This is a genomic window from Brevundimonas sp. GCM10030266, assembly GCF_042666595.1.
Lineage (GTDB): Bacteria > Pseudomonadota > Alphaproteobacteria > Caulobacterales > Caulobacteraceae > Brevundimonas.
The window spans coordinates 341,600-364,231 of sequence record NZ_JBHTCY010000001.1; the positions used below are offsets into that span (position 1 = coordinate 341,600).

Annotated in this window: 21 protein-coding genes, 1 other RNA gene and 2 pseudogenes; 11 read left to right on the forward strand and 13 right to left on the reverse strand. The window is 68.9% G+C overall.

Translation table 11 applies throughout. The annotated features are described in order from the left end of the window. Positions 1-6 precede the first annotated feature (6 nt). Positions 7-100, reverse strand: an RNA gene (gene ffs, locus ACFQQC_RS01875) — signal recognition particle sRNA small type. A gap of 58 nt (positions 101-158) precedes the next feature. Between ffs and nudC the strand changes: the two genes are divergently transcribed. Next, positions 159-1,091, forward strand: a complete 933-nt coding sequence (nudC, locus tag ACFQQC_RS01880; protein WP_376859138.1) for an NAD(+) diphosphatase — start codon at positions 159-161, stop codon at positions 1,089-1,091. A gap of 53 nt (positions 1,092-1,144) precedes the next feature. Here the strand turns inward: nudC and ACFQQC_RS01885 are convergent, their stop codons facing one another. After that, positions 1,145-1,891, reverse strand: a complete 747-nt coding sequence (locus tag ACFQQC_RS01885; RefSeq protein ID WP_376859140.1) for a 3-deoxy-manno-octulosonate cytidylyltransferase — start codon at positions 1,889-1,891, stop codon at positions 1,145-1,147. 151 nt (positions 1,892-2,042) lie between these two features. On the opposite strand from ACFQQC_RS01885, the gene ACFQQC_RS01890 reads away from it, so the two are divergent. After that, positions 2,043-2,777, forward strand: a complete 735-nt coding sequence (locus tag ACFQQC_RS01890) for a c-type cytochrome (RefSeq protein WP_376859142.1) — start codon at positions 2,043-2,045, stop codon at positions 2,775-2,777. A gap of 232 nt (positions 2,778-3,009) precedes the next feature. Here ACFQQC_RS01890 and ACFQQC_RS01895 read toward each other — a convergent pair whose 3' ends face one another. Next, the gene (locus ACFQQC_RS01895) at positions 3,010-3,783 is read right to left on the reverse strand and encodes an NlpC/P60 family protein (RefSeq protein WP_376859144.1); all 774 of its coding nucleotides are present in this window, start codon (positions 3,781-3,783) and stop codon (positions 3,010-3,012) included. Between the two features lie 137 nt (positions 3,784-3,920). Then, a complete protein-coding gene (locus tag ACFQQC_RS01900) occupies positions 3,921-5,297 on the reverse strand; it encodes a leucyl aminopeptidase family protein (RefSeq protein ID WP_376859146.1) in 1,377 nt (458 codons plus the stop codon). A gap of 74 nt (positions 5,298-5,371) precedes the next feature. Between ACFQQC_RS01900 and ACFQQC_RS01905 the strand changes: the two genes are divergently transcribed. The 4 genes from ACFQQC_RS01905 to thrS are packed head-to-tail and all read left to right on the forward strand — an operon-like array spanning position 5,372 to position 8,950. Further along, on the forward strand, positions 5,372-6,202 hold the full coding sequence (locus ACFQQC_RS01905; protein WP_376859148.1) for a tetratricopeptide repeat protein: 831 nt from the start codon (positions 5,372-5,374) through the stop codon (positions 6,200-6,202). Positions 6,203-6,247: 45 nt separating this feature from the next. Then, complete coding sequence (locus ACFQQC_RS01910; protein ID WP_376859150.1) at positions 6,248-6,718, forward strand: iron-sulfur cluster assembly scaffold protein; 471 nt, start codon at positions 6,248-6,250, stop codon at positions 6,716-6,718. Between the two features lie 46 nt (positions 6,719-6,764). Then, positions 6,765-7,025 carry a membrane protein insertion efficiency factor YidD gene (yidD, locus tag ACFQQC_RS01915; RefSeq protein WP_376859152.1) on the forward strand — a complete coding sequence of 87 codons (261 nt, stop codon included), beginning with the start codon at positions 6,765-6,767 and terminating at the stop codon, positions 7,023-7,025. Further along, on the forward strand, positions 7,022-8,950 hold the full coding sequence (gene thrS / locus ACFQQC_RS01920) for a threonine--tRNA ligase (RefSeq protein ID WP_376859154.1): 1,929 nt from the start codon (positions 7,022-7,024) through the stop codon (positions 8,948-8,950). Before yidD ends, thrS begins: the two co-directional genes overlap by 4 nt. Positions 8,951-9,031: 81 nt before the next feature. Here thrS and phnE read toward each other — a convergent pair whose 3' ends face one another. The 6 genes and pseudogenes from phnE to ACFQQC_RS01950 form a co-directional block, all read right to left on the reverse strand. Continuing rightward, complete coding sequence (phnE, locus tag ACFQQC_RS01925; RefSeq protein ID WP_376860832.1) at positions 9,032-9,829, reverse strand: phosphonate ABC transporter, permease protein PhnE; 798 nt, start codon at positions 9,827-9,829, stop codon at positions 9,032-9,034. A 240-nt stretch (positions 9,830-10,069) separates the two neighbouring features. After that, positions 10,070-10,873: pseudogene (phnD, locus tag ACFQQC_RS01930) on the reverse strand (phosphate/phosphite/phosphonate ABC transporter substrate-binding protein); the annotation flags it as partial. A 56-nt stretch (positions 10,874-10,929) separates the two neighbouring features. Next, entirely contained in the window at positions 10,930-11,946 is a 1,017-nt protein-coding gene (gene phnD / locus ACFQQC_RS01935) for a phosphate/phosphite/phosphonate ABC transporter substrate-binding protein (RefSeq protein WP_376859156.1), read from the reverse strand. Then, the gene (gene phnC / locus ACFQQC_RS01940) at positions 11,943-12,737 is read right to left on the reverse strand and encodes a phosphonate ABC transporter ATP-binding protein (protein ID WP_376859158.1); all 795 of its coding nucleotides are present in this window, start codon (positions 12,735-12,737) and stop codon (positions 11,943-11,945) included. The genes phnD (ACFQQC_RS01935) and phnC overlap by 4 nt, the downstream gene beginning before the upstream one ends. 119 nt (positions 12,738-12,856) lie before the next feature. Beyond that, complete coding sequence (locus ACFQQC_RS01945; protein WP_376859160.1) at positions 12,857-13,063, reverse strand: hypothetical protein; 207 nt, start codon at positions 13,061-13,063, stop codon at positions 12,857-12,859. Then, positions 13,060-15,843 (reverse strand): M16 family metallopeptidase, encoded by a 2,784-nt coding sequence (locus tag ACFQQC_RS01950; protein ID WP_376859162.1) that lies wholly within the window; start codon positions 15,841-15,843, stop codon positions 13,060-13,062. Before ACFQQC_RS01950 ends, ACFQQC_RS01945 begins: the two co-directional genes overlap by 4 nt. A 259-nt stretch (positions 15,844-16,102) precedes the next feature. Here ACFQQC_RS01950 and ACFQQC_RS01955 point away from each other — a divergent pair, with 259 nt between their 5' ends. The 5 genes and pseudogenes from ACFQQC_RS01955 (at position 16,103) to ACFQQC_RS01975 (ending at position 20,371) form a co-directional block, all read left to right on the forward strand. Then, entirely contained in the window at positions 16,103-17,368 is a 1,266-nt protein-coding gene (locus tag ACFQQC_RS01955; RefSeq protein WP_376859164.1) for a type III PLP-dependent enzyme, read from the forward strand. A 79-nt stretch (positions 17,369-17,447) separates the two neighbouring features. Continuing rightward, positions 17,448-18,544, forward strand: a pseudogene (locus ACFQQC_RS01960) (deoxyhypusine synthase); the annotation flags it as partial. A gap of 209 nt (positions 18,545-18,753) precedes the next feature. Continuing rightward, on the forward strand, positions 18,754-19,002 hold the full coding sequence (locus ACFQQC_RS01965; RefSeq protein WP_376859165.1) for a ribonuclease: 249 nt from the start codon (positions 18,754-18,756) through the stop codon (positions 19,000-19,002). A 107-nt stretch (positions 19,003-19,109) separates the two neighbouring features. Next, positions 19,110-19,607 (forward strand): hypothetical protein, encoded by a 498-nt coding sequence (locus ACFQQC_RS01970; protein ID WP_376859166.1) that lies wholly within the window; start codon positions 19,110-19,112, stop codon positions 19,605-19,607. After that, positions 19,592-20,371, forward strand: coding sequence for a PA-phosphatase (locus ACFQQC_RS01975; protein ID WP_376859168.1), 780 nt, complete (start codon positions 19,592-19,594; stop codon positions 20,369-20,371). Before ACFQQC_RS01970 ends, ACFQQC_RS01975 begins: the two co-directional genes overlap by 16 nt. A 7-nt stretch (positions 20,372-20,378) precedes the next feature. Here the strand turns inward: ACFQQC_RS01975 and aguB are convergent, their stop codons facing one another. From aguB to ACFQQC_RS01990, 3 genes are read right to left on the reverse strand one after another with little or no spacing between them, the layout of a single operon-like run. Continuing rightward, positions 20,379-21,251 (reverse strand): N-carbamoylputrescine amidase, encoded by an 873-nt coding sequence (gene aguB / locus ACFQQC_RS01980; protein WP_376859170.1) that lies wholly within the window; start codon positions 21,249-21,251, stop codon positions 20,379-20,381. Then, positions 21,248-21,622 carry a hypothetical protein gene (locus ACFQQC_RS01985; RefSeq protein WP_376859172.1) on the reverse strand — a complete coding sequence of 125 codons (375 nt, stop codon included), beginning with the start codon at positions 21,620-21,622 and terminating at the stop codon, positions 21,248-21,250. The genes aguB and ACFQQC_RS01985 overlap by 4 nt, the downstream gene beginning before the upstream one ends. Continuing rightward, on the reverse strand, positions 21,619-22,620 hold the full coding sequence (locus ACFQQC_RS01990; protein WP_376859174.1) for an agmatine deiminase family protein: 1,002 nt from the start codon (positions 22,618-22,620) through the stop codon (positions 21,619-21,621). Before ACFQQC_RS01990 ends, ACFQQC_RS01985 begins: the two co-directional genes overlap by 4 nt. Positions 22,621-22,632: the final 12 nt, after the last annotated feature.

Genomic DNA, 22,632 nt, shown 5'->3' on the forward strand with positions numbered 1-22,632 from the left:
TTCAGGGAAGGTGGAGACCGCGACCCGAAGGGGAATTCGTTGTGGCTGCTGCCTTCCGGCCCTGACCAGATTGGCGAAGCCTTCGCCCGCGATCTCCGAGACGGGATATGACGATTCCGGCTCGCGGATGCAAGCGCCGCCTTGCTAGAAGCGGGGCCATGCCCCTGTCTATCCAGAACACCTTCGCCGGCAATCCGCTCGATCGGGCGGGGGATCGACGGAACGATCCCGCCTGGCTGGCCGAGCAGGCGGGCAATCCCGAAGCCCTGGCCATGGTGATCTGGCAGGGCAAGCCGCTGGTCGAGGACCATGCGGACGGGCCGCGCCTGCAGTGGCTGTCGCTGAACCACGCCCGCGACATCGTGCCGGACCGGGAAGTCTTTTTGGGTCTGTGGAAGGAGGCTCCGGTCTTCGCGGTGGAGGTCGAGGGGCCGGTCGATCCGGCGGCGGGGCCGCTGCAGGGACTGGGCGCCTTCATGGACATGCGTGAGGCGGCGGGAGTGCTGTCGGGCGCCGATGCGGCCATGGCGGGGCTGGCCAAGAGCCTGTTCGACTGGCGGGCGCGACACGGCTTCTGCGCCGCCTGCGGCAAGGCCAGCGAGACCGCCTCGGGCGGCTGGAAGCGGGTCTGTCCGGCCTGCGGGACCGAGCATTTCCCGCGCGTGGACCCGGTGACCATCATGCTGGTCATCCATAAGGGCGGCGCCGAGGACCGCTGCCTGCTGGGCCGTCAGGCGGCCTGGCCGGAGGGCCGGATGTCGGCGCTCGCCGGCTTCCTGGAGCCGGGCGAGAGCATCGAGGAAGGCTGCGCCCGCGAGATCGCCGAGGAGGCCGGGCTGACGGCGACGAAGGTCCGCTACCATTCGAGCCAGCCCTGGCCCTTCCCGTCCCAGCTGATGATCGGCCTGTTCGCCGAGGTGGACAGCGATGACGCGCGGCCGGACCAGACGGAGCTGGAGGCGGTGGCGTGGCTGACGCGGGCGGAAGCGGCCGACGTGCTGGCCGGGACACACCCGAGCATCAAGGCGCCGCCGAGGATCGCCATCGCACGCACGCTGATCCAGGCGTGGGTGGATGGGTTCGACGTCTGAGGCAGCAGGCAGCAGGCAGCAGGCAGCAGGAGTTATGGGTCAGAGCGGCGCGGTCAATCTGCTGCCTGCTGCCTGACTCCTGCTGCCTCGCGCGCGGCCTCCAGATCCGCCGGATTGTCCACCGACAGCGGGGCTTCGTCGATGACGGCGGCCCAGATCTGCAGGCCCATTTCGAGCGCGCGGAGCTGTTCCAGCTTCTCGCGCTTCTCCAGTGGAGACGGCGGGGCGGCGCAGAATTTCAGCAGGGCCTCGCGGCGGTAGCCGTACAGGCCGATGTGCCGCCAGACGGGGGCGTCGCCGTACAGGGTCGAGCGGGTGAAGTAGAGGGCGCGGCCGTGGCGCTCCTCTTCCGACAGGGCCACCACCGCCTTGACCACATCGGGGTTGGACCGGTCGGAGACGTCAGCCTCGGGCGCGACCAGGGTGGCGATGTCGCAGTCCGGCTGGCCATGCAGCAGGGCGGCGCAGGCGGTGGCCAGACCGGGATCGGCGAAGGGCATGTCCCCCTGCAGGTTGATCACCGCGTCAAAGGCGCCGTCCGGGTCGATGGCTTCCAGCGCGGCGCGAATTCGGTCCGAGCCCGAGGGAAGGTCCGGATCGGTCAGGACGGCCACGCCGCCAATGGCCTCGATCGCGTCCACGATAGCCTGGTCTCCGGCCGCGACGGCGACCTGAAGTCCAGACAGGACGGCCTGTTCATAGGCGCGGACGATCATCGGCTTGCCGCCGATATCGGCCAGCGGCTTGTCCGGCAAACGGGTCGCCGCCATGCGAGCGGGAATCATTATCAATGGATTCATCGGACTGCCTCGTGACCTGTAACGCCGGACACGCTGAAACGTCGATCCGGGCCGGTTGCGAAGGTCGCGCTAGCGTGTAAGACACGGCCACGCAAGAATTCGCCGGTCGCCTGTGCGACAAGGCCATAACAATACGGGATGCGACGACTCGATGAGCGGCAGTCTGAACGGAAACAAGATTCTGGGCGCTGCGCTGGCGACCGCCCTGGTCATCATCGGCGTTCAACAGATCACGGGCGCGATCTATCACAGCGAAGCCCCCGAGAAGATGGGCTATTTCGTCGATGCGCCGGAAGAGGCCGCCGGCGGCCCCGCCGAAGTGGTCCTGCCGCCCGACTGGGGCACCGTCCTGCCGACCGCCGATCTGGCCGCTGGTGAAGCCGCCTTCGCCCGCTGCCAGGCCTGTCATGACGCGCATCAGGGCGGCGCCGACAAGATCGGTCCGAACCTGTGGGCCGTCGTCGGCGGTCCGGTCATGCACCGCCCCGGCTTCGCCTATTCGGACGCCATGAACGCCCACAAGGCCGAGGCGCCGACCTGGGGCTATGACGAACTGGATCAGTTCATCACCGCTCCGGCCCGCTATGTGCCGGGCACCAAGATGTCGTTCGCCGGCATCCGCGACCAGCAGACCCGCATCAACCTGATCGCCTGGCTGCGCACGCAGGGCTCGGGCGGCATCGCCATCCCGGCGCCGGACCCCGCCCGTCAGCCGGGCGCCGCTGCTCCGGCGGAAGGCGAAGCCCCGGCCGAGGGCGCGGCTCCCGCTGAAGGCGCCGCCGCCACCGAAGGCGCGGCTCCGGCCGCCGAAGGCGCCGTCCCGGCGACCACCCAGACGCCGCCGGTCGCGCCGCCGGCCTCGACCAGCGCACCGTCGAACCACTAGGTTTAGACAGAGACGAGAAGGCCCCGCTGGAAGCAGCGGGGCCTTTTTCGTTGGGGTCATCACCGATGCTATCGTCATCCCGACGAAAGTCGGGCCCCAGCGGCGCGCGAGAGCGCGAAGCTGTCGAGAGCGCCGGTGCATCAGTTCTCGAAGTGTGTGTTTCGCCGCCGTCGCGGCGCCGCTGGGTCCCGGGGTTCGCTACGCGCCCCCGGGATGACGATAGCTTCTGGAACTACAGCCTTCTGAACACCGCCGCCCGGAAGCCGTCGGCGGCGTAGCGGGCCTCGGCCTCGGCGAGGGGCTCGATGACTACCGCCCCATGGTGGCCGGTGGCGTGCAGGACGCGGTCGGCGTCCAGCAGAATGGCGGAGTGGCCGTTCCACGGCCCCAGATCATCGTGCAGCCAGACCACCAGATCGCCGCGACGGGCCTCGGCGCGAGCGACCTCGCGGCCAAGCTCGGCCTGCTGGTCCGGATAGCGGGGGGCAGCGCGGCCGCAGGCGTAGAGGGCCTGCTGCACCAGACCGGCGCAGTCGGTGCCGCGCGAGGTGCGGGCGCCGGGGACGTGGGGCACGCCGAGCAGCCGCTCGGCCACGGCGACAGGGTCGCGCTCGAAATCGCCGACCGGCTGGAAGCTGGCGTCCTCGCCCTCAATGACGAGGGCGTTCAGCGGCAGGGCGGCGTCGACGGCGGCGACGCGGGCGGCCGGCAGGACGACGCCCTCGGTCAGGTCCGCGCGGCTGACCCAGCCGACCACGCCGTCACGACGGGCGCGCCCCCACAGGCGGTCGCCGTCGGCGTCCAGAACGTCGAAAATCTCACCGAAGATCAGCTGGTCGATCCGCGCGCCGGTCTCGCCATGCACATCGGCCACGGGCGCGGTGCAGCGCATCGCCCGGGTCGCGCGGTACGTCGCGGCGGGGACCACGCCCTCCAGCGCCTGCTCGGCCAGATCGGGCCGGGCCAGCGTCGTGCGGGGGTCGAGGATGTCGGCGGCTGCGGTCAAACGAGGCTCATCCGGTTGAGCCGGTGTTTTAACGCGCGGTGGTGGAGGGGCGGTTAACGGAGTGAAGGTTCTGGGTTCTGGGGGTCAGGTTCCAGGGGATGCACCTTTCCTGAAACCTGATCCCTAGAGCCTAGAACCTAAGCAAAGCGGCGCCGCAGCATCTCGAACGCCGCTCGCAAGCCCTGCGCCTCGCCGCCTTCGGGCCAGCCGGGGCGGGCGCGGGGGTTCCAGGCGAAGATGTCCAGATGCGCCCAGGCGCCGGTCGTCGGCGCGAACTTCTGCAGGAAGAGGGCGGCGGTGACCGAACCGGCCTGGGCCCAGGCGGCGGGGTCGTTGCGCAGGTCGGCGATCTCGGCCTCCAGCGCCGGCTTGTAACCGGGCCAGAGGGGCATGCGCCACAGGGGGTCGCTGACGGCGGCGGCGGCGGCGAGCATGTCGGCGGCCAGCGCCTCGTCGTCGGTGTAGAGCGGCGGTAGCTCCGGCCCCAGCGCCATCCGCGCGGCGCCGGTCAGGGTGGCGAAGTCCAGCGTCAGGTCGGGATTGTGCTCGGCGGCCCGGGTCAGGACGTCGGCGAGGATCAGCCGCCCCTCGGCGTCCGTATTGCCGACCTCTATGGTCAGGCCCTTGCGGGTGTTCAGGATGTCGCCCGGACGGAAGGCGTCGCCCGAGACGGCGTTCTCGACCGCCGCCACCAGCACCACCAGCCGCACCGGCAGCCTGGCCTGCATCACCAGTCGCCCGAGGCCCAGCACATGGGCCGAGCCGCCCATGTCCTTCTTCATGTTGCGCATGCCCGCGGCGGGCTTGAGGTCCAGGCCGCCGGTATCGAAGACCACGCCCTTGCCGACGAGCGCCACCAGCGGCAGGTCGGTCCTGTCGAGATTCCAGCCGATCTCGATGACGCGGGGCGCGCGATGAGGGGCAGCGGCGCGACCGACGGCGTGGACCGAGGGGTAGTTCTCCTCCAGCAGGGCGTCGCCGGTGATGACCGACAGGCTGGCCCCGGCACTTTCGGCGATCTCGCGGGCGATGGTCTCGATCTGCAGCGGCCCCATGTCGGCGGCGGGGGTGTCGACCATCTCGCGCGTCAGGGCGCAGGCGGCGGCGATGTCGAGCAGGGGCTGGACCTCCACGCCGGGCACGGCCAGGCGGGCGCCGGGCGCAGGCCGGGTCTTGTAGCGATCAAACCGATAGGCCCCCAGCGCGAAGGCCAGCGCCGCCTGCGACGCCGCCTCGCCCTCGACGCCCTCCAGACGCCACAGACCGGCGGGCAGCTTCACCGACAGGGCGCGGGCGCTCAGCGGCTCGAACCGGTCACCGGCGCCGAACAGGGCCCCGGTCAGGGCGCCGTCCGCGCCGGGGAGCAGCAGCAGTTGCCCCGCCTTGCCGGCGAAGTCATTGGCGGCGGCCCATGCGGCCTCGGCGCCCGACAGGGCCTGATCCTTGCCCGTCACGCGCACCGGCAGGGCGCCCGTGGCGTCGGCGGTCAGGAGGTCGGGGTGAAGAACGGACATGGCGGCGGCCTTTGTTAACCAGCAGTTGACGCGAAAGACCGATTCTTGAGGCGATCTTTCCGGAGCGCCTTTCCATGTCGCGCACGACCGCCCGTCTCGCAACCGTCCTGCTGTTCACCGCCCTCGCCTCGCCCGTGCTGGCGCAGCAGCCGACGGCCGGCCCCTCGCCCGAGGCCCCCGCCGCGCCGCGCACGCCGCCGCCGCCCGCCAGCGCGGAAGCCCGGGCCGCCGCCGACCGCGCCGACGCCCTGACCCGCTCGGTGTTCTGGACGCAGGAAGCCGAAATCTCGCCGCAGGACCCGATCGCGGGTGTGAAGGCGGCGCAGGCCCTGCGCGAACTGGGCCGCTATGACCAGTCGGCGGACATGGCCCAGCGAGTGCTGATGGTGCAGCCAGCCAACTATGACGCCATGCTCGAGGTCGGCCGCGGCCACATCGCACGCGGGCAGGCCTTCTACGGAATCCAGGCGCTGGAGAAGGCGCGTGACGCCCGTCCCGGTGACTGGCGCCCGTGGTCGCTTCTGGGCACCGCCTATGAGCAGGTGCGCCGCTCCGCCGACGCCCAGGCCGCCTGGGCGCAGGCGCTGGCCATCGCGCCCGACAATCCCGACGTGCTGACCAATATGGCGATCTCGGCCATGGCGCGCGGCGACAACGCCGCCGCCGAACCCCTGCTGCGCCGCGCCGCCGCCCAGCCGGGCGCCTCGCTGAAGGTGCGGCTGAACCTGGCCATGGTGCTGGGCCTGACCGGCAAGATGGGCGAGGCGGAACAAATTCTGCGCCGCGACCTGCCGCCGGAACAGGCGGACAGCAATCTGGCCTGGCTGAACGCGCGCAACGCCGCGGGCGGGCAGCAGGCCGCCGCCGCCCCGACCCGGACCTGGGGTTCGCTGCAGGGCGGCTGAGGCGCCGCCTTCCCTCCCCTGCCCGCAGCCCTTATCTTTCCGCCCATGATCGACGAGCTCTACAGCACGCGCATTCTGACGCTGGCGGCGAACCTGCCGCACAGTGGACGGCTGGCCGCGCCGGAAGGGACCGGAGAGCGGGTCGCCAAGCTGTGCGGCTCGAAGGCCGTGGTCGATGTGACGCTGGACGCCGACGGAAAGGTCGACACCTTCGCGCAGGATGTGAAGGCCTGCGCCCTGGGTCAGGCCGCGGCGGGCGTGCTGGGTGAGAGCGTGATCGGCGCCTCGGTCGCGGAGCTGACCGCCGCGCGCGACGCCATGCTGGCCATGCTGAAGTCCGGCGGCGAGGGCCCCGAGGGCCGGTTCGAGGGTCTGCGCGCCCTGAAACAGGTCGCCGACTACCCGGCCCGCCACGCGTCGACCATGGTCGCCATCGAGGCGACGCTGGAGGCTGTTCAGCAAGCGACGGCGCGCAAAACTCCGGACACGCGAACTAGGCTCGCCGGTGCGGCCTGATCATCGCTTGTCGTAGCCGCCCTCGCGGTCGATAAGCGCAACCGACATGGCCCTCGGCGATACCCTCTACGAACGCGGCGTCCGCCTTGCCCATCGCGGGTACAAGGTGACGCTGTCGCCCCTGATCGGGCAGCAGTGCCGGTTCCGGCCGACCTGCTCCGACTACGGGCGGGACGCGCTGATCCAGCACGGACCGCTCCGGGGGGGATGGCTCACCGTCCGGCGCCTCTGTAAATGCCATCCCTTCAGCGGCCTGGACTGGACCTATGATCCGGTGCCGCCGCCGCCCGAAAAGACAGACCGATGATCGACCTGAAATTCCCCGACGGCGCCGTGCGCCAGTATCCCGAAGGCTCCACGGCGTTCGACGTGGCCACCTCCATCTCACCGTCGCTGGCCAAGAAGGCCGTGCTGGCCGAGCTGAACGGCGAGCAGCGCGACATGCGCCGCGTGCTGGAGACGGGCGGCGACTTCCGCCTGATCATGCGCGACGCCCCCGAGGCGCTGGAGACCATTCGCCACGACACGGCCCACGTGCTGGCCGAGGCCGTGCAGACGCTGTTCCCGGGCACCCAGGTCACCATCGGCCCGGCCATCGACGACGGCTTCTATTATGACTTCTTCCGCGAGGAGCCCTTCTCGACGGACCACTTCGCGGCCATCGAGAAGCAGATGGCGAAGATCGTCGACAAGGACGCGAAGTTCGAGCGCGAGGTCTGGGAACGGACGGACGCGATCAAATTCTTCGAGGACCGCGGCGAGAAGTTCAAGGCCGAGCTGATCCGCGACCTGCCGGGGACGGAGACGATCACCCTGTACCGTCAGGGGGACTGGATCGACCTGTGCCGGGGGCCGCACTTCCCCTCGACGCGCCACGTCGGCAAGGCGTTCAAACTGACCAAGCTGGCCGGCGCCTACTGGCGCGGGGATTCCAAGCGCGAGCAACTGCAGCGCATCTACGGCACCGCCTGGGCAACCAAGGAAGACCTGGACGCCCACATGCAGCGTCTGGAAGAGGCCGAGAAGCGCGACCACCGCAAGGTCGGCAAGGCCATGGAACTCTTCCACATGCAGGAAGAGGGCCGGGGCATGGTCTTCTGGCACCCCAAGGGCTGGGTCCTGTGGCGCGTGCTGGAAGCCTATATGCGCCGCCGCCTGGACGCCGCCGGCTATGTCGAGGTGAAGACCCCGCAGGTGCTGGACCGGAAGTTCTGGGAACAGAGCGGCCACTGGGACAAGTACCGCCCCAACATGTTCGTCTGCGAGACGGTCGAGGGCGAGGAGCTCTCCCTCAAGCCGATGAACTGCCCGGGCCACGTCCAGATCTTCGACCAGGGCCAGCGGTCTTACCGCGAGCTGCCGCTGCGGATGGCCGAGTTCGGCGCCTGTCACCGCTATGAGCCGTCGGGTTCGCTGCACGGCCTGATGCGGGTGCGCGGCTTCACCCAGGACGACGCCCACATCTTCTGCCGCGAGGACCAGATTGTCGAGGAGACGGCCGAGTTCATCAAGCTGGCGCGCAGCGTCCACGCCGACCTCGGCATGGAAACGGCCTACATCAGCCTGGGCACCCGCCCCGAGAACCGCGCCGGCACGGACGAGTTCTGGGACAAGGCCGAGACCCTGATGGCCGAGGCCGCCCGCGCCGCCGGCACCGAGCCGGTCGTCACCGAAGGCGACGGCGCCTTCTACGCGCCCAAGCTGGACTTCATCGTCAAGGACGCCATCGGCCGCGAATGGACCTGCGGCACGATCCAGCTGGACTATGTCCTGCCCGAACGTCTGGACGCGACCTACATCGCCGAGGACGGCCAGAAGCACCGCCCGGTCATGCTGCACCGGGCGATCCTGGGCTCGTTCGAGCGCTTCATCGGCATCATGATCGAGAACTACGCCGGGGCCTTCCCGCTGTGGCTGGCGCCGACGCAGGCGGTCGTGGCGACCATCGTCTCCGACGCCGACGACTATGCGCGTGAGGTGGTGGCCAAGTTCAAGGCCGCCGGCCTGCGCACCGAGATCGACCTGCGCAATGAGAAGGTCGGCTACAAGGTGCGCGAGCACTCGGTCGGCAAGGTTCCGGTCATCGCCGTGGTCGGCAAGCAGGAGGCCGAGGAAGGCAAGGTCGCCATCCGCCGTCTCGGCTCGCAGGCGCAGGAGGTGGTCACCGTCGAGGAAGCCATTCGCATCCTGACCGACGAAGCGACGCCGCCGGATCTGAAGCGCGCGAGCTAAGGCCCGGGTCAGAGCCCTGAAACAGAAAGCCCGCCCCGTGGATCACGGGGCGGGCTTTTTCGTACGCCGATGGCGAACGGCTCAGAGGAGCCGCTTGCGCATCGCCTGCGACAGCATGTCGATCAGGGTGACGGCCACGACGATGATGATCGCGATGGTCGAGACCTTGGCGTATTCGAAGGCCTGCAGGCTTTCGAACAGGGTCTGGCCGATGCCGCCGGCGCCGATCAGGCCCAGCACGGTGGCGGCGCGGCTGTTCGATTCGAAGCGGTACAGGGCGAAGGAGGTCCACAGCGGAGCCACCTGCGGGATGACGCCCCAGGCGATCTCGTGCAGGCCGCCGGCGCCGGTGGCCTTCACGCCCTCGATCGGGCCCTTGTCGATCGACTCGACGGCTTCCGAGAACAGCTTGGCGAGCACGCCCGCGGTGTTGAAGGCGATGGCGAGCACGCCGGCCAGCGGGCCGAGGCCCACGGCCACGATGAACAGGGTGGCGACGACCAGATCGGGCACCGAGCGCAGCAGGTCCATCACGCGGCGCACCGGCCAGACCAGCCAGCTGGGCGACAGGTTGCGCGAGGCCATCAGGCTGAGCGGCACGGCCAGGAAGACGGCGAGGAAGGTGCCCCACAGGGCGATCTGCACCGTCAGCCACATCTGGCCGACCAGCAGCTCCCACTGGCTGAAGTCCGGGTTCAGGAACTCGCGACCGTAGCGCTGCATCTTCTCCGGATTGGAGAAGAGGTTGCCGATGTTCGGCAGATCGACGCGGTTGAAGGCGGCGATCAGGATGATGGCGAAACCGCCCCAGAGCAGGACGTCGAGCGACCAGGCGGCGACCGACTTCTTCGGCGGCGCCGGGATCTGGTCGGCGGCCAGCGCCGGCGGGGTCGGCTTCGGCAGCAGGTTGAGGATGATGGCGATGATCGCCAGCAGGCCGATCAGGGCGAACGGGGCGAATTTGGCGAACTGCTGGCTGCTGGACGGCGGCGCGACGTCCGACGGACGGCCTTCGCGCTTCGCCTGGTCGGCCTTCATCTCACGAATGGGGTCGAGGTAGCTGTTATCGGCCTCGCGGAACTGGGAGTAGTTCAGCTTGGTCATGATCTCGCGCTGACGCGCGACATCGGGGCCGTAGCCCTGGCCGTAGGTGGTGAAGAACTCGCGGATCTTCGCCTTCACATCGGCGGGCAGGTCGCCGCGGACCAGGATGCCGGACTCCGGGATCGGCGGCGACTGCCAGATGACCTCGATCGCATCGGCGATGTCCGGGTTCTGGCGACGCAGGAAGATGGTGTTGACCGAGTTCGAAGTCGCGATGTCGACCTGATCGTTGGCGATCGAGAAGGAGTTGGCCTGGTGGCTGGCCGAACGAACGGTGGCGAAGCACTCGGTCGGATTGATGTTCCGCGGGCTGAAGAAATAGGTCATCGGGGCCAGGGTGCCCGAGGTCGACTGGGCGTCGCCGATGCCGAAATCGTAGCGCTTGCCGCACTGGACGACGTCGTCGACCGTGATCCCCGAGCCCTTCCGGACGATCAGGGACGAGGTGTAGGAATCCTTGCCTTCCAGATCGACGGTGCGGGCAATCACCTCGGCGCCGGCGCGGTCGATGGCCTGCACGGCGGGCAGGGCCGAGAACCAGCCGATCTGGGCCTGATCGGCGCTCATCGCCTCGACCAGAACGCTGTAGTTCGAGCCGAAGATCGGCTCCACCGGAATGCCGACCGCGCGCTCCAGATCATCCAGCAGCGGCTGCCACAGCGGGCCCGAGGACGCCTGGCCTTCCGCCGACAGGATGGTGAAGACCAGCTTGGTCGGGCGCTCGGCGTTCTGGGCCGAGGCGACGCCCGGCGAGGTCAGGCCGAGGACGACCACGGAGAGGGCCAGAACGGCGGCGAAGGCAGTACGAAGGCGGCTCATGCCGTTGGCTTTCCGGATCGCGCCCCTGAGGGCGGCAAGGGGGGACAGGCGGTGGTTCACGGTTGAACCTCACGTTTCGCCCGAAGGCGTTGCAGTTCACGCTCGGCCTCGGCGACGCCGGAGGCGTCACGCGCGGCGCGGGCGGTGGTCAGTCTCTGGTCGGCCATCATCTCGCGGACCGGGTCCAGATAGTCGTCGTCGGCGGCGTTGAACCGCGAATAGCGCAGGCCCGACAGCACGCGGCGCTGACGCTCGGCCTCGACGCCGTTCCCCTGTCCATAGGTCAGGAAGAAGCTGCGGATTTTTTCTTTGGTCGCCGGGTCCAGATCGCCGCGCACGATGATGCCGCCCTCCGGGATCGGGGGCGACTGCCAAATCACCTGGATCTGCTCGGCGAGCGTCGGGTTCTGGGCGCGCAGGGCGGCGGCGCTGACGGTGTTCGAGGTGGCCACGTCCAGCACGCCGGAGGCGACCTCGAAGGCGTTGCGTTCGTGGTTGTTCGAGCGGACGGTCGAGAAGCAGCGCTCCGGGTCGATGCCGCGCGGATTGAACAGCCAGGTCAGCGGGGCCAGCGTGCCCGAGGTCGACTGGGCGTCGCCGAGGCCGAAGCTGTAGCGCCGACCGCAGGCCATCACGTCATCAAGGGTGATGTCCGAGCCCGCCTTGACGATCAAAGTGGCGCGATAGTTGTCCAGCCCTTCCGGGCTGACGGTGCGGGCGATCAGTTCCCCGTCGGCGTCCTGGATGGCGTCGATGGCGGGCTGGGCCGAGAACCAGCCGGCCTCGACCTCGCCCCGCTTCATGTCCTCGACCAGCTCGGCGTAGGTCGAGGCGAAATGCGGTCGGACCGGCGCGCCGACGGCCTTGGACAGGTCGTCCAGCAGGGGCTGCCACAGGGGGCCGGCGGACGCCTGCCCCTGGGCCGAGAGGATGGAGAAATCGATGCTTTCGGCGGGCCTGCCGGCCGTATCGGAGCGATCGCCGCAGCCGGACAGGCCCAGACCGGACAGGGCCAGGGCGGCGACGGCGAAAAGGCCGACACCGGAACGACGCGTCCGGCCGCCCGTGATCATGCCTTGGCTTCCCAGAAGGCGTCTTCGAACTCGGGGCCGTAGATTTCGATCAGGCGGGCGGTGTCCAGACCGGTCGAGGGACCGTCATAGACCACCTTGCCCTTCTGCAGGGCGATGACGCGCTCGCAGTAGCGGATGGCGTAGTCGACCTGGTGGAGGGTGACGATGACGCCGAGGCCGTCGCGCTTGTTCAGCTCGACCAGCAGCTCCATGACCTTGCGGGCCGAGACCGGGTCCAGCGAGGCGACGGGTTCATCGGCCAGGATGGCCTGGGCGCCCTGCACGATGGCGCGGGCGATGGCGCCGCGCTGCTGCTGGCCGCCCGACAGGGTGTTGGCGCGCTGGGCGGCATAGTCGGAGACGCCGACGCGGTGCAGGGCGGCCATGGCCTGCTCCTTGTCCTGCGATTGCCACAGGCCGAAGAAGCCGCGCCAGCCGGGCACGCGCCCGAGGGCGCCGAGCATGACGTTGGAGAAGAGCGACAGGCGGCCGACCAGATTGAACTGCTGGAAGATCATGCCCAGCTTCTGGCGCGCGGCGCGGACCTTGCCGGTCACGCGACCATCCTTCTGCACCACCTCGCCGAAGACGGAGATGGTGCCGCCGGGATCGATCGACTGCAGGCCGGTGATCGAGCGCAGGAGGGTCGACTTGCCCGAGCCCGAGGGGCCGATCAGGGCGACCATCTCGCCCGCGCCGACCTCGACGGAGACGCCGTTCAGGGCCTTGCGGGCGCCGAACGTCTTGGACACGTCCTTGACGGACGCGACGGCTGCGGTGGCTGAGGTCATGAGCACGCGGGGAAGCGGTTGCAAAAGGGCGCGCCGCATCGCCCGTGAAGGCGCGCGAGGCAAGTCTTAATGGCACGCCTGCGTCGTTTTCGTCCAGCGGAACGGCGCCGGGGCCACGCTCAGTGCTTGGCCAGAAAATCCAATCCGGCCTGCGTCCAACGGCCTCCGCGGCCCTCCGGCTCTACCAGACCGCGCGCGACGAGAACCTCCACGGCCATTTCACCCGCGCTCATGCACATGTGGTCGAGCCAGTTGTCGCCGACGTTGAGATACTGCGCGGCCATCCAGGCAAGGGCCGCGAGCATTTCCTCTTCCGCCTCGGTCATTGGGCGGCCCGCACCTCGACCGGCAGGCCCAGGGCCTCCAGTTGCGGACGAACAGTCGCAGCGTCGCCGACCACCACCCAGACGAAGGGCGCCGCGCCGAAGAGGCGGCGGGCCTCGGCGTCCAGCGCCGCCTGGTCCAGCCCTTCGTAGCGCGGGGCCAGCGTCGTCCAGTAGTCGTCGGGGCGGCCGTACAGGGCGTTGGAGCGCAGGGCGCCCAGCACCGCGGCGGAGGTCTCGAACTGGCCCGGGATCTGGCGGACATTGGCGTTGACGATCCGCTCGCGCTCGGCGGCGGTCACCCCCCGATCGGACAGGAAGGCCTTGTACTGGTCGATCAGGACCTGGACCGACTCGCCCGTGCGGTTCGACTGGACCGGGGCGGAGATCAGATAGGGCACCTGCTCCTCCAGCCCGGAACTGTTGCCGCCCAGACCATAGGACCAGCCGCGGGTCTCGCGGATGTCCTGGTTGATGCGCGACAGGAAGCCGCTGCCGATCGCCTCGTTGGCGGCGTTGAAGACGACGCGATCCTGCTGGCCGGTCGTCGGCAGGACCATGGCGCCGATGATGATCGACTGCGGCGACTGCGGCCGGTCAACCAGCACGATGCGCGGCTGGGCGGCCGGGATGGCCGCGTCGAAATTCTTCACGCCGTGCGACGACGCCGGCGGAACCCACTGGCCGAGGTGGGTCTCCAGCAGGGCGGCGACCTCCGACAGGGGCTTGTCGGAGACGACGAAGACCTGGGCGGTGTCCGGACGGATCCAGCGGGCGTGGAAGGCCTGCAGTTCGTCGCGGCTGATCGCGCCCACGCTCTCGGGCGAGCCCAGGCCGGACATCGGGCGGCCGTAGGGATGCCCGGCCCCGAAGACGAGAGCGGGCCAGGCGCGGGCGGCCATGCCGTTGGGCGAGCTGCGTTCCTGGGCGATCTGGGCCAGCTGCTGGGCGCGGCGGCGTTCAATGTCCGCCGGGCGGAAGCCGGGGCGACGGATGATGTCGCCCATCAGGGCCAGCGACGGATCGAGGTTGGCGCTGGGCGACATGAGGCTGACGACCGTGCGGTCCATGGAGGCACCGGCGCTGATGTTGGCGCCCAGTTGCTCCTCGCGCTCGGCGATCTGGGCGGCGTCACGGTCGCCGGCGGCTTCCTTGAGCAGGCCGAGCATCAGGGTCTGCGTGCCCAGTTCGTCGGCCGGATCGGCCGCCAGACCGGCGTCGAACTCGACCGCCACGCGGGTGATCGGCACGGTCGTTGAGCGGGCGTAGATGACCTCGATGCCGTTCGACAGGCGAAGGCGCTCGGTCGCCGGGAAGACCAGCGGGCGCATCTCGCCGACCGGCGGCATGGGCGCGCGCGGAGTGATCGGCAACGGCTGGGCGGGGGCCGGGGCCGGACGGCTGTCCGCCGCCTCGACATAGGCCTCGCGCTCGCCCGGATCGACGCGGATGGCCAGCACCGGACGGGTCAGCCAACGCTGCATCACGGCCTTGACCGAAGCCGGGGTCACGGCGCCGTAGGCGGCCAGCTGGCGGCGGTAGAAGCCGGGATCGTCCGCATAGAGCTCGCCCTCGGCCAGGGTCACCGCCTTGCCGGTGAAGCCGCCGGTCGGCTCCAGCGCCTGCAGCACGCCGGCGATGCGGCGGGTGACCGCCCGCTCGACCTCGGCCTGGGTCGGGCCGTTGGCGATGTAGTCGGCCAGCAGGGCGTCAAGACGGGCCGAGACCGCCGCGGCGTCGCCGCCCGGCTTCACGTTCACATCCAGATCGAACATGCCCAGCCGCTGGAAGGGCTGATAGCTTGAACTGACCGAGGTGGCGGTCTCCTCGCCGCGCACCAGGGCGTTGTCGAGCCGCGAGCTGGCCAGGCCGCCGAAGATGCTGGCGGCGATGTCCAGCGAAGCCGCCTCCTCCGACAGCAGGCCCGGCACCACCCAGGTCCGGCTCAGCTGGGTGTTCGGCACCCGGTCATGCAGCAGCTTGTCCACGCGCGCGGGCAGGGTCGGGATGTCGGCCTGGGCCGGTTCATTCTGCGCGCCACGCGGGATGTGGCCGAAATAGCGGTTCACCAGCGTCCGGGCGGTGGCGACGTCGATATCGCCGGCCAGCACCAGCACGGCGTTGTTGGGGCCGTAGTTGTCGCGGTGCCACTGGCGCAGGTCTTCCAGACTGGCGGCGTCGAGGTCGGCCATCGATCCGATGGTCGAGTGACGGTAGGGATGCCCTTCGGGGAAGAGGGTTTCCAGCACCGTGTAATAGACAAGGCCGTAGGGCTGGTTGTCGCCCTGCCGCTTCTCGTTCTGGACGACGCCGCGCTGGTTATCGAGCCGCTCCTGGCTGAGCGCGCCCAGCAGATGGCCCATCCGGTCGCTCTCCATATAGAGCGCCTGCTCCACCGCCGAGGTCGGGACAGTCTGGAAGAAGTTGGTGCGGTCGAACCAGGTGGTGCCGTTCCAGTCGGTCGCGCCCATGGCGCGCAGGGGCTCCATCAGGCCGCCGGGCACGTTCTCGGTCGGATTGAACAGGCCGATGTGCTCGAACAGGTGAGCAAAGCCGGTCTGGCCCTGCGGCTCGTCCTTGGAGCCGACATTGTACCAGGCGTGGATGGCCACGACGGGGGCCTTGCGGTCCGTGTGGACGACGACGCGAAGGCCGTTGTCGAGGGTGAACTCCTCGAAGGGGATGTCGACGCTGCGGGCCAGTTCCGAGGCCGGCACCTGGGCCTGGGCCTGCCAGGGCGTGACGGCGAGGAAGACGGCGGCGAGAAGGGCGGCGCGGCGCATGAGAGGATCCCCCGGAAATGCAGGCGCGAACCGTATCAGCGCTCTGCGGGAGGACAAGTTACGCCTGTGTCACATCAGCGGCCCGCCAAGCTCGGTCCGCATGCGGACAAATGTCGAGCAAACTCAACGCCCGCCTAGAAAAAACCGCTTTACATGACAGTCGTATGACCTCATATCGCGCCTTCCGGCGGACCCCGTAGGTCTAAACGTTGCGCTGCTAACGCCGGTCTGGGTTAACAATTACAGGGGTTTACGTGAATTGCGCACGTACCAACTTCCCCTGGACCTGGTCCGCGAGCGGTCCCCTGAACGTCCCGTCGCCCTCGTGCGGCCGCGTTCGGTTTCCGTAGCGGCGCGCTGGTTCCAGGACAATCTGAAAGCCGACGTCTTCTATGCGGTGAAGGCGAACCCTTCGCGCTGGGTCATCGAGACCCTGATCGAAGCGGGCGTCACCGCCTTTGACGTCGCCTCCATCGGCGAGATCGAACTGGTTCGTTCGGTCAGCGCCGACGCGCGTCTGGCCTTCATGCACCCGGTCAAGAGCCGCGGCGCGATCACCAAGGCCTATTTCGACCACGGCGTTCGCACCTTCTCGCTCGACAGCCATGACGAGCTGCAGAAGATCATCGAATCCACCGGCGGCGCGACCGATCTGAACCTGCTGGTCCGGATGGGCGTCTCGGCTGACGGCGCTGCCTATTCCCTTTCGGGCAAGTTCGGCGTCACGCCGGACCAGGCCCCGTCGCTGCTGCTGGCCACCCGCCAGGCAGTGAAGGACGGCCTGATGGGCGTCTGCTTCCACGTCGGTTCGCAGTGCATGCGCCCGTCCGCCTATGAGGCCGCCATGGCCCAGGTCGGCCGCGCCATCAGCCGCGCGGGCGTGTTCGTGGACATCGTCGATGTCGGCGGCGGCTTCCCCTCGGTCTATCCGGGCATGGTCCCGCCGGACATGAGCGAATACGCCGACGCCATCCACCGCGGCTTCCGCGAAATGCCCGTGTCGGAAACGACCGAGCTGTGGTGCGAGCCCGGCCGTTCGCTGGTCGCCGAATCCTCGTCGGTCCTGTGCCGCGTCGACCTGCGCAAGGGCGACGCCCTGTATCTGAACGACGGCTCGTACGGCTCGCTGTTCGACGCGACCCACTCGCGCTGGCCCTTCCCGACCAAGCTGGTCCGGGACGGTGACAGCTCGAACGACCTGAAGCCCTTCCGCTTCTACGGCCCGACCTGCGATTCCATCGACCACATGCCGGGCCCGTTCTGGCTGCCCGCCGATGTGCAGGAAGGCGACTTCATCGAGATCGGCATGCTCGGCGCCTATGGCGTCGCCATGACGACTGGCTTCAACGGCTATGGCGAGCATGACATCGCCGCGGTCGAGGACGCCCCGATGGCCTCGCTGTACGGCCTGGCGCCGCGCTCGATCCCGACCGTGCGCACCACGGCGGAAGAGCAGGCCCGCAAGGTCGTTCGCCTGTCGCGCCCCAAGGGCAAGGCCGGTCAACGCAAGAAGTCGCGTCGGTAAAACAGTCACGCTGACGCGAAAGCGTCGCTCAGGCGTTCCATACAACAGCGGCCCGTCGCTCCGTCCGGGCCGCTGTTTTCTATTCCAACGACGGGCGCTCAAAACCAAAGGGAAACCCTTGCAATGAACGCTCCCGTTCAATCGAACCAGAAGGCCCAGCTGCTCCAGAACACCGTGGAGCACGTCGACATCACCTCGTTCGACGCCCGTCCGATCATCGACAGCATGCGCAAGATGTCGTTCTCGTCGCGCGACACTGCCCGCGCCGCCGACATCTTCAACATGGCGCTGGAAGACAAGGCCTGCTCGCCCTGGCTGATCCTGGCCGGTTCGACCTCGGCCGGCGGCTGCATGCACGTGTACCGCGACATGGTGAAGTTCGGCATGATCGACGCCGTGGTCGCCACCGGCGCCTCGATCGTCGACATGGACTTCTTCGAAGCCCTCGGCTTCAAGCACTATCAGGCCGCCGGCGAGGTGGACGACAACGTCCTGCGCGAAAACTACATCGACCGGATCTACGACACCTACATCGACGAGGAAGAGCTCCAGGCCTGCGATCACACCATCCTGGAGATCTGCAACCGTCTGGAGCCGCGCGGCTACTCGTCGCGTGAGTTCATCTGGGAAATGGGCAAGTGGCTGTCGGAAGGCAACGCCAAGAAGCCCGGCTCGCTGATCCAGACCGCCTATGAAGAAGGCGTGCCGATCTTCTGCCCGGCCTTCGTCGACTCCTCGGCCGGCTTCGGTCTGGTGAAGCACCAGAAGGAGCGCATGGCCGAAGGCAAGCCGTACCTGATGATCGACGCGGTCGCCGACTTCCGCGAACTGACCGACATCAAGATCGCCGCGGGCGTCACCGGCCTGTTCATGGTCGGCGGCGGCGTGCCGAAGAACTTCGCCCAGGACACCGTCGTCTGCGCCGAAATCCTCGGCATCGAGGCCGAGATGCACAAATACGCCGTGCAGATCACCGTCGCCGACGTGCGTGACGGCGCCTGCTCGTCCTCGACGCTCAAGGAAGCCGCCTCGTGGGGCAAGGTGCAGACCACGCACGAGCAGATGGTCTTCGCCGAGGCCACCACGGTCGTGCCGCTGATCGGCTCGGACGCCTATCACCGCGGCACCTGGAAGAACCGCGACAAGCGCCGCTGGGCGAAACTGTTCGGGAAGTAAGACGGCTTCGCCGCATTCTTGTGGGCCGCGGTCAAAAGGCTCCGCCTTTTCGACCCGACGCGGCCTGACGCTTCGCGCGCTCAAGCAGCGAGCGACCGCGTCGCGAGCGTTAGCGCAAACAAGATGGAAGGGCCGGAGCGATCCGGCCCTTTTTCGTTGCGGGAACCCTGCCCTGCCCTCACCCGCTATATCAGCGAAGGAGCCATGCCATGCCGCAGCAACAGCAGCCCCAGCAGACCGAGGACGCCCGCGAGGCCGACGATCTGGGCGAGAAGCCGGATCTGGGCCGCAAGACGGACGCGCTGATCGACGCCCTGAACGGCTCGGACATGGGCTCGGACACCCGCGCGGGATCGCTGGAAGGCGGGGCTGCGACCGGCTCGGACGATGACCCTGATCAGGACACGATCAACGAAGCCCTCGCCCGCGAGGGTCAGGCGGACAGGGCCAAAGGCTGACATCAAGGCCACGTTCGGCCTCCGAACAGGCTCCATGCCGCCTTGCCGCCGCCGCACGCATGCGCCACGGTAGAGCCAGAAAAATCAGTCTCAAGGACAGGTACGGGATGAAGCGCATGCTTTGGGCCGCCGCGTTTTCGGCGGCCATCGTCATGACCGGTTGTGATACAGGCGCCGACAAGGCGGACACGCCGGTGGATGCGGCGCCGGCGGAAGGCCAGACCGACGCCGAAGCCGCCGCCGGACCGGCCGCAGCGGTCGCCAGAATGCCCACGACCGGCCCCGCCACGCCTGCCGCGAGCGGAGCCCCCGAATATGCCGTCATCTATCCGGGCGGCGCGCCCAAGGCCGAAGCGACCCCCGGAATGAGCCCTGCCGGTCCCGGCGGCATCATCGAGTTCACGACCGACGCCACTCCCGATCAGGTCGTCGGCTTCTATCGCCAGCGCGCCGAGGCGGCGGGCCTGAAGCCCATCAACACCCTGAGCCGGGACGACGCGCGTGGCTATTCAGCCGGTGACGGCGGCAACAAGCTGCTGAACGTGGTCGCCACCCCGGTTGATGACGGCCCCACCGACGTCCTGCTGTCGTGGACCGGCGGCTGATCCGGGTCGGCGCCATCGCGGCGCTGATCCTGACCTCGACCGGCTGCACCACCCTCAGCCGGGCGGCGCCGGAGCCCCTGCCCGCTTCAGGCTATCTGACCGCCGGTGATGTGGAGGCCTTGGCGGGCGAATTCACACCATCGGCCCAGACCCTGATCTGGCCTGTAAAGTCCCCGGCCCAGGGCCCCGGCTCGAACCGCTGGTGGCTGGCGACCGCGCAGGCGGAACTGCGCGCGCCCGAGGCGGCCCAGCATTTCGACTGTGTTCTGGGTACGCGGCTGAACAAGACGCCGCGGCCGGCCCTGACGCGGCTGATGAACCGGCTGCTGGTGGATTCCGACGCCCTGAGCCAACGTCTGGCCGCGGCCTTTCCCCGCCCCCGGCCGATCAGCGTCGATCGGGCGCTGGAGCCTTGCCAGCGCGTCACGGACACCATGCGCGACAGCCCGTCCTGGCCGGCCGGAGGCGCTGTGGCCGGGGCAGCCTACGGCGAACTGTTCGGCGCTCTCGCTCCCGACAAGCAGCGGGAGTTGCGGGGCATGGGCCGGGTCATCGGCCTGAGCCGTGAGGTCTGCCGCATGAACTGGCGCGCCGACGTGGCCGACGGTGAACGGATCGGCCGCAGCCTCTACGCCCGCGCCGCCGCCACGCCCGACTTCGCCGCCGATCTGGAAGCCGCGCGGACTGAGGTGGCCGAGGCCCGCGCGGAAGGCCTGACCAACCCGTCCTGCACCGCCGAGCGCTGGGCGCTCAGCGGTCGGTAAGCGGATCTCAGGCCGGGCGGCCCGTCGCCAGCGCGGCGTAGAGGTCCGTACGGCGGTCACGGAAGAAGCCCCAGGCCGCGCGGTGGCGGTCCAGGAAGTCCAGATCGAAGGTGTGCACCAGCACGCCCTCGTCGGTCGCGCCGAAGCTCTCGACCAGATCGCCGCGATGATTGGCGATGAAGGAGTGGCCATAGAAGGTCTGGCCGGCGTCCGTCACCTGCTCATGGCCGATGCGGTTGGCGCCGACGACCGGCACGACGTTCGAGACGGCGTGGCCCTGCATGGCGCGCTGCCAAGGGGCGGCGGTGTCCAGGGTGTCGTCATGCGGCTCGGTGCCGATGGCGGTCGGATACAGCAGGATTTCCGCGCCCTGCAGCATCATCGCGCGGGCGGTCTCGGGATACCACTGGTCCCAGCAGATGCCGACGCCGATACGGCCGAACTTCGTGTCCCAGACCTTGAAGCCGGTGTCGCCGGGCCGGAAATAGTATTTCTCCTGATAGCCGGGCCCGTCCGGGATGTGGCTCTTGCGATAGACGCCCATCAGGGTTCCGTCGGCGTCGATCATCACCAGCGAGTTGAAGTAGTGCGGCCCCTCGCGCTCATAGATCGACACGGGGATGACCACGCCCAGTTCCTTGGCCAGCGGCTGCAGCTGGACCACGGCGGGATGTTCACGCCAGGGGAAGGCGAACCCGAACCACTTCTCCTCCTGCGATACGCAGAAATACGGCCCCTGGAACAGCTCGGACGGCAGGATGACCTGCGCGCCCTTCGCGGCGGCCTCGCGGATGAAGCCGACGGTCTTGTCGATGTTCGCTTGGATGTCCTCGGAGGCGTACGAGGTCTGGATCGCGGCGACGGTGATGGTGCGGGTCATTGGGCCTCCTCGACGCGAGCGCCGTCGCGATAGGTTGCGATCAATCGGATCGGGCCGACGATCATCTGGTTGAAGGCGCCCAGTTCCTCAGCCGGCACCCACAGTTCCTCGTGCACGCGCCCGCCCGCGATCTGGACGGGCCAACGGTTCGTCACATCATCCGGCAAATCGAAGGCGAGCACATGACCGAGGCCTGAAGGCTCGTGTTTCGAATTCCAGTCGCGGGCGATCTGCTCAGCGTAATTGGCATTCATCACCGGATAGAAGATCGGCTGGTCCGGCAGCCGTGGTGGAAACGCTCGCCAGTCGCTTTCCGCGATCAGGGCGAGTTCCGCCGCTCCCACCGGCCGAAACAGAGTGACCGTGCTCACGCCGGTTCCTGCTGCGAGATGCAGTGGAACGAACCGCCGCCCGAGAGGATGGCGATGGACGGCAAGGGGATGATCTCGCGATCCGGGTAGACCGTCTTCAGACCCTCGCAGACCAGACGGGCGGCGGTCTCGTCGCCGTAGGTCGGGACGATCACCGCGCCGTTGGCGATGAGGAAATTCATGTGGCTGGCGGGGATCGGCTTCTCGTCCTCGTCACCGACGAAACCGGGCGACGGCAAGGGCAGGATACGGATCTTGCGGCCCTCGGCGTCGGTCATCTGCGACAGGGCGCGGGCGACCTCGGCATAGACGTCGTCATTGGGATCGCCGCGGCCCCAAGCGACCGGACAGGCCACAACGCCCGGCGCGACGAAGCGGACCAGGTTGTCGACGTGACCGTCGGTGTGGTCGTTCAGCAGGCCGTCGCCGAGCCACAGCACCTTGCGGGCGCCGAGCGCCTTCGCGAGTTCGGCCTCCGCGACCTCATCGGTCCAGCCGGGGTTGCGGTTGGCGTTCAGCAGGCACTGGCGGGTGGTGAGGATGGTCCCCTCCCCGTCGTGATCCAACGCGCCGCCCTCAAGGATAAAGTCGTTGCGGTCCAGCGGCACGCCGGAGGCCTCGCCGATCTGGGTGGCGACGGTGTCATCGTGCTCAAGATCGTACTTGCCGCCCCAGCCGTTAAAGCGGAACGCGGCGGCGCGGGCCGAGCCGGCCCCGAAGATCGGGCCGGTGTCGCGCAGCCAGATGTCGCCGAAGCGACCGTCGATGACCTCGACAGTATCCACATCGGCGAAGCGGGCGCGGGCCTCATCCAGCGCCTCGGGCTTGCCGACCATCAGCTTCACCTGCTCGCGGCCCGGACCGGCCAGGGCGCGGACCAGCGCCTCGACCTCGGCCTGGGCCGGTTCGAGGTTGTCCTCCCACAGCTCGCCATGGCTGGGCCAGCCGACCCACATCGCGCGATGCGGCGACCATTCGGCGGGGATGGGCGTGGTCATGGGCGGTGTCCT

What these genes read in the sequence shown, in the direction of transcription:
- nudC (WP_376859138.1), top strand. Translation starts at nt 159, where the DNA reads ATGCCCCTGTCTATCCAGAACACCTTCGCCGGCAATCCGCTCGATCGG.
- ACFQQC_RS01885 (WP_376859140.1), bottom strand. Translation starts at nt 1,891, where the DNA reads ATGAATCCATTGATAATGATTCCCGCTCGCATGGCGGCGACCCGTTTG.
- ACFQQC_RS01890 (WP_376859142.1), top strand. Translation starts at nt 2,043, where the DNA reads ATGAGCGGCAGTCTGAACGGAAACAAGATTCTGGGCGCTGCGCTGGCG.
- ACFQQC_RS01900 (WP_376859146.1), bottom strand. Translation starts at nt 5,297, where the DNA reads ATGTCCGTTCTTCACCCCGACCTCCTGACCGCCGACGCCACGGGCGCC.
- ACFQQC_RS01905 (WP_376859148.1), top strand. Translation starts at nt 5,372, where the DNA reads ATGTCGCGCACGACCGCCCGTCTCGCAACCGTCCTGCTGTTCACCGCC.
- ACFQQC_RS01910 (WP_376859150.1), top strand. Translation starts at nt 6,248, where the DNA reads ATGATCGACGAGCTCTACAGCACGCGCATTCTGACGCTGGCGGCGAAC.
- yidD (WP_376859152.1), top strand. Translation starts at nt 6,765, where the DNA reads ATGGCCCTCGGCGATACCCTCTACGAACGCGGCGTCCGCCTTGCCCAT.
- thrS (WP_376859154.1), top strand. Translation starts at nt 7,022, where the DNA reads ATGATCGACCTGAAATTCCCCGACGGCGCCGTGCGCCAGTATCCCGAA.
- phnD (WP_376859156.1), bottom strand. Translation starts at nt 11,946, where the DNA reads ATGATCACGGGCGGCCGGACGCGTCGTTCCGGTGTCGGCCTTTTCGCC.
- phnC (WP_376859158.1), bottom strand. Translation starts at nt 12,737, where the DNA reads ATGACCTCAGCCACCGCAGCCGTCGCGTCCGTCAAGGACGTGTCCAAG.
- ACFQQC_RS01945 (WP_376859160.1), bottom strand. Translation starts at nt 13,063, where the DNA reads ATGACCGAGGCGGAAGAGGAAATGCTCGCGGCCCTTGCCTGGATGGCC.
- ACFQQC_RS01950 (WP_376859162.1), bottom strand. Translation starts at nt 15,843, where the DNA reads ATGCGCCGCGCCGCCCTTCTCGCCGCCGTCTTCCTCGCCGTCACGCCC.
- ACFQQC_RS01965 (WP_376859165.1), top strand. Translation starts at nt 18,754, where the DNA reads ATGCCGCAGCAACAGCAGCCCCAGCAGACCGAGGACGCCCGCGAGGCC.
- ACFQQC_RS01970 (WP_376859166.1), top strand. Translation starts at nt 19,110, where the DNA reads ATGAAGCGCATGCTTTGGGCCGCCGCGTTTTCGGCGGCCATCGTCATG.
- aguB (WP_376859170.1), bottom strand. Translation starts at nt 21,251, where the DNA reads ATGACCCGCACCATCACCGTCGCCGCGATCCAGACCTCGTACGCCTCC.
- ACFQQC_RS01990 (WP_376859174.1), bottom strand. Translation starts at nt 22,620, where the DNA reads ATGACCACGCCCATCCCCGCCGAATGGTCGCCGCATCGCGCGATGTGG.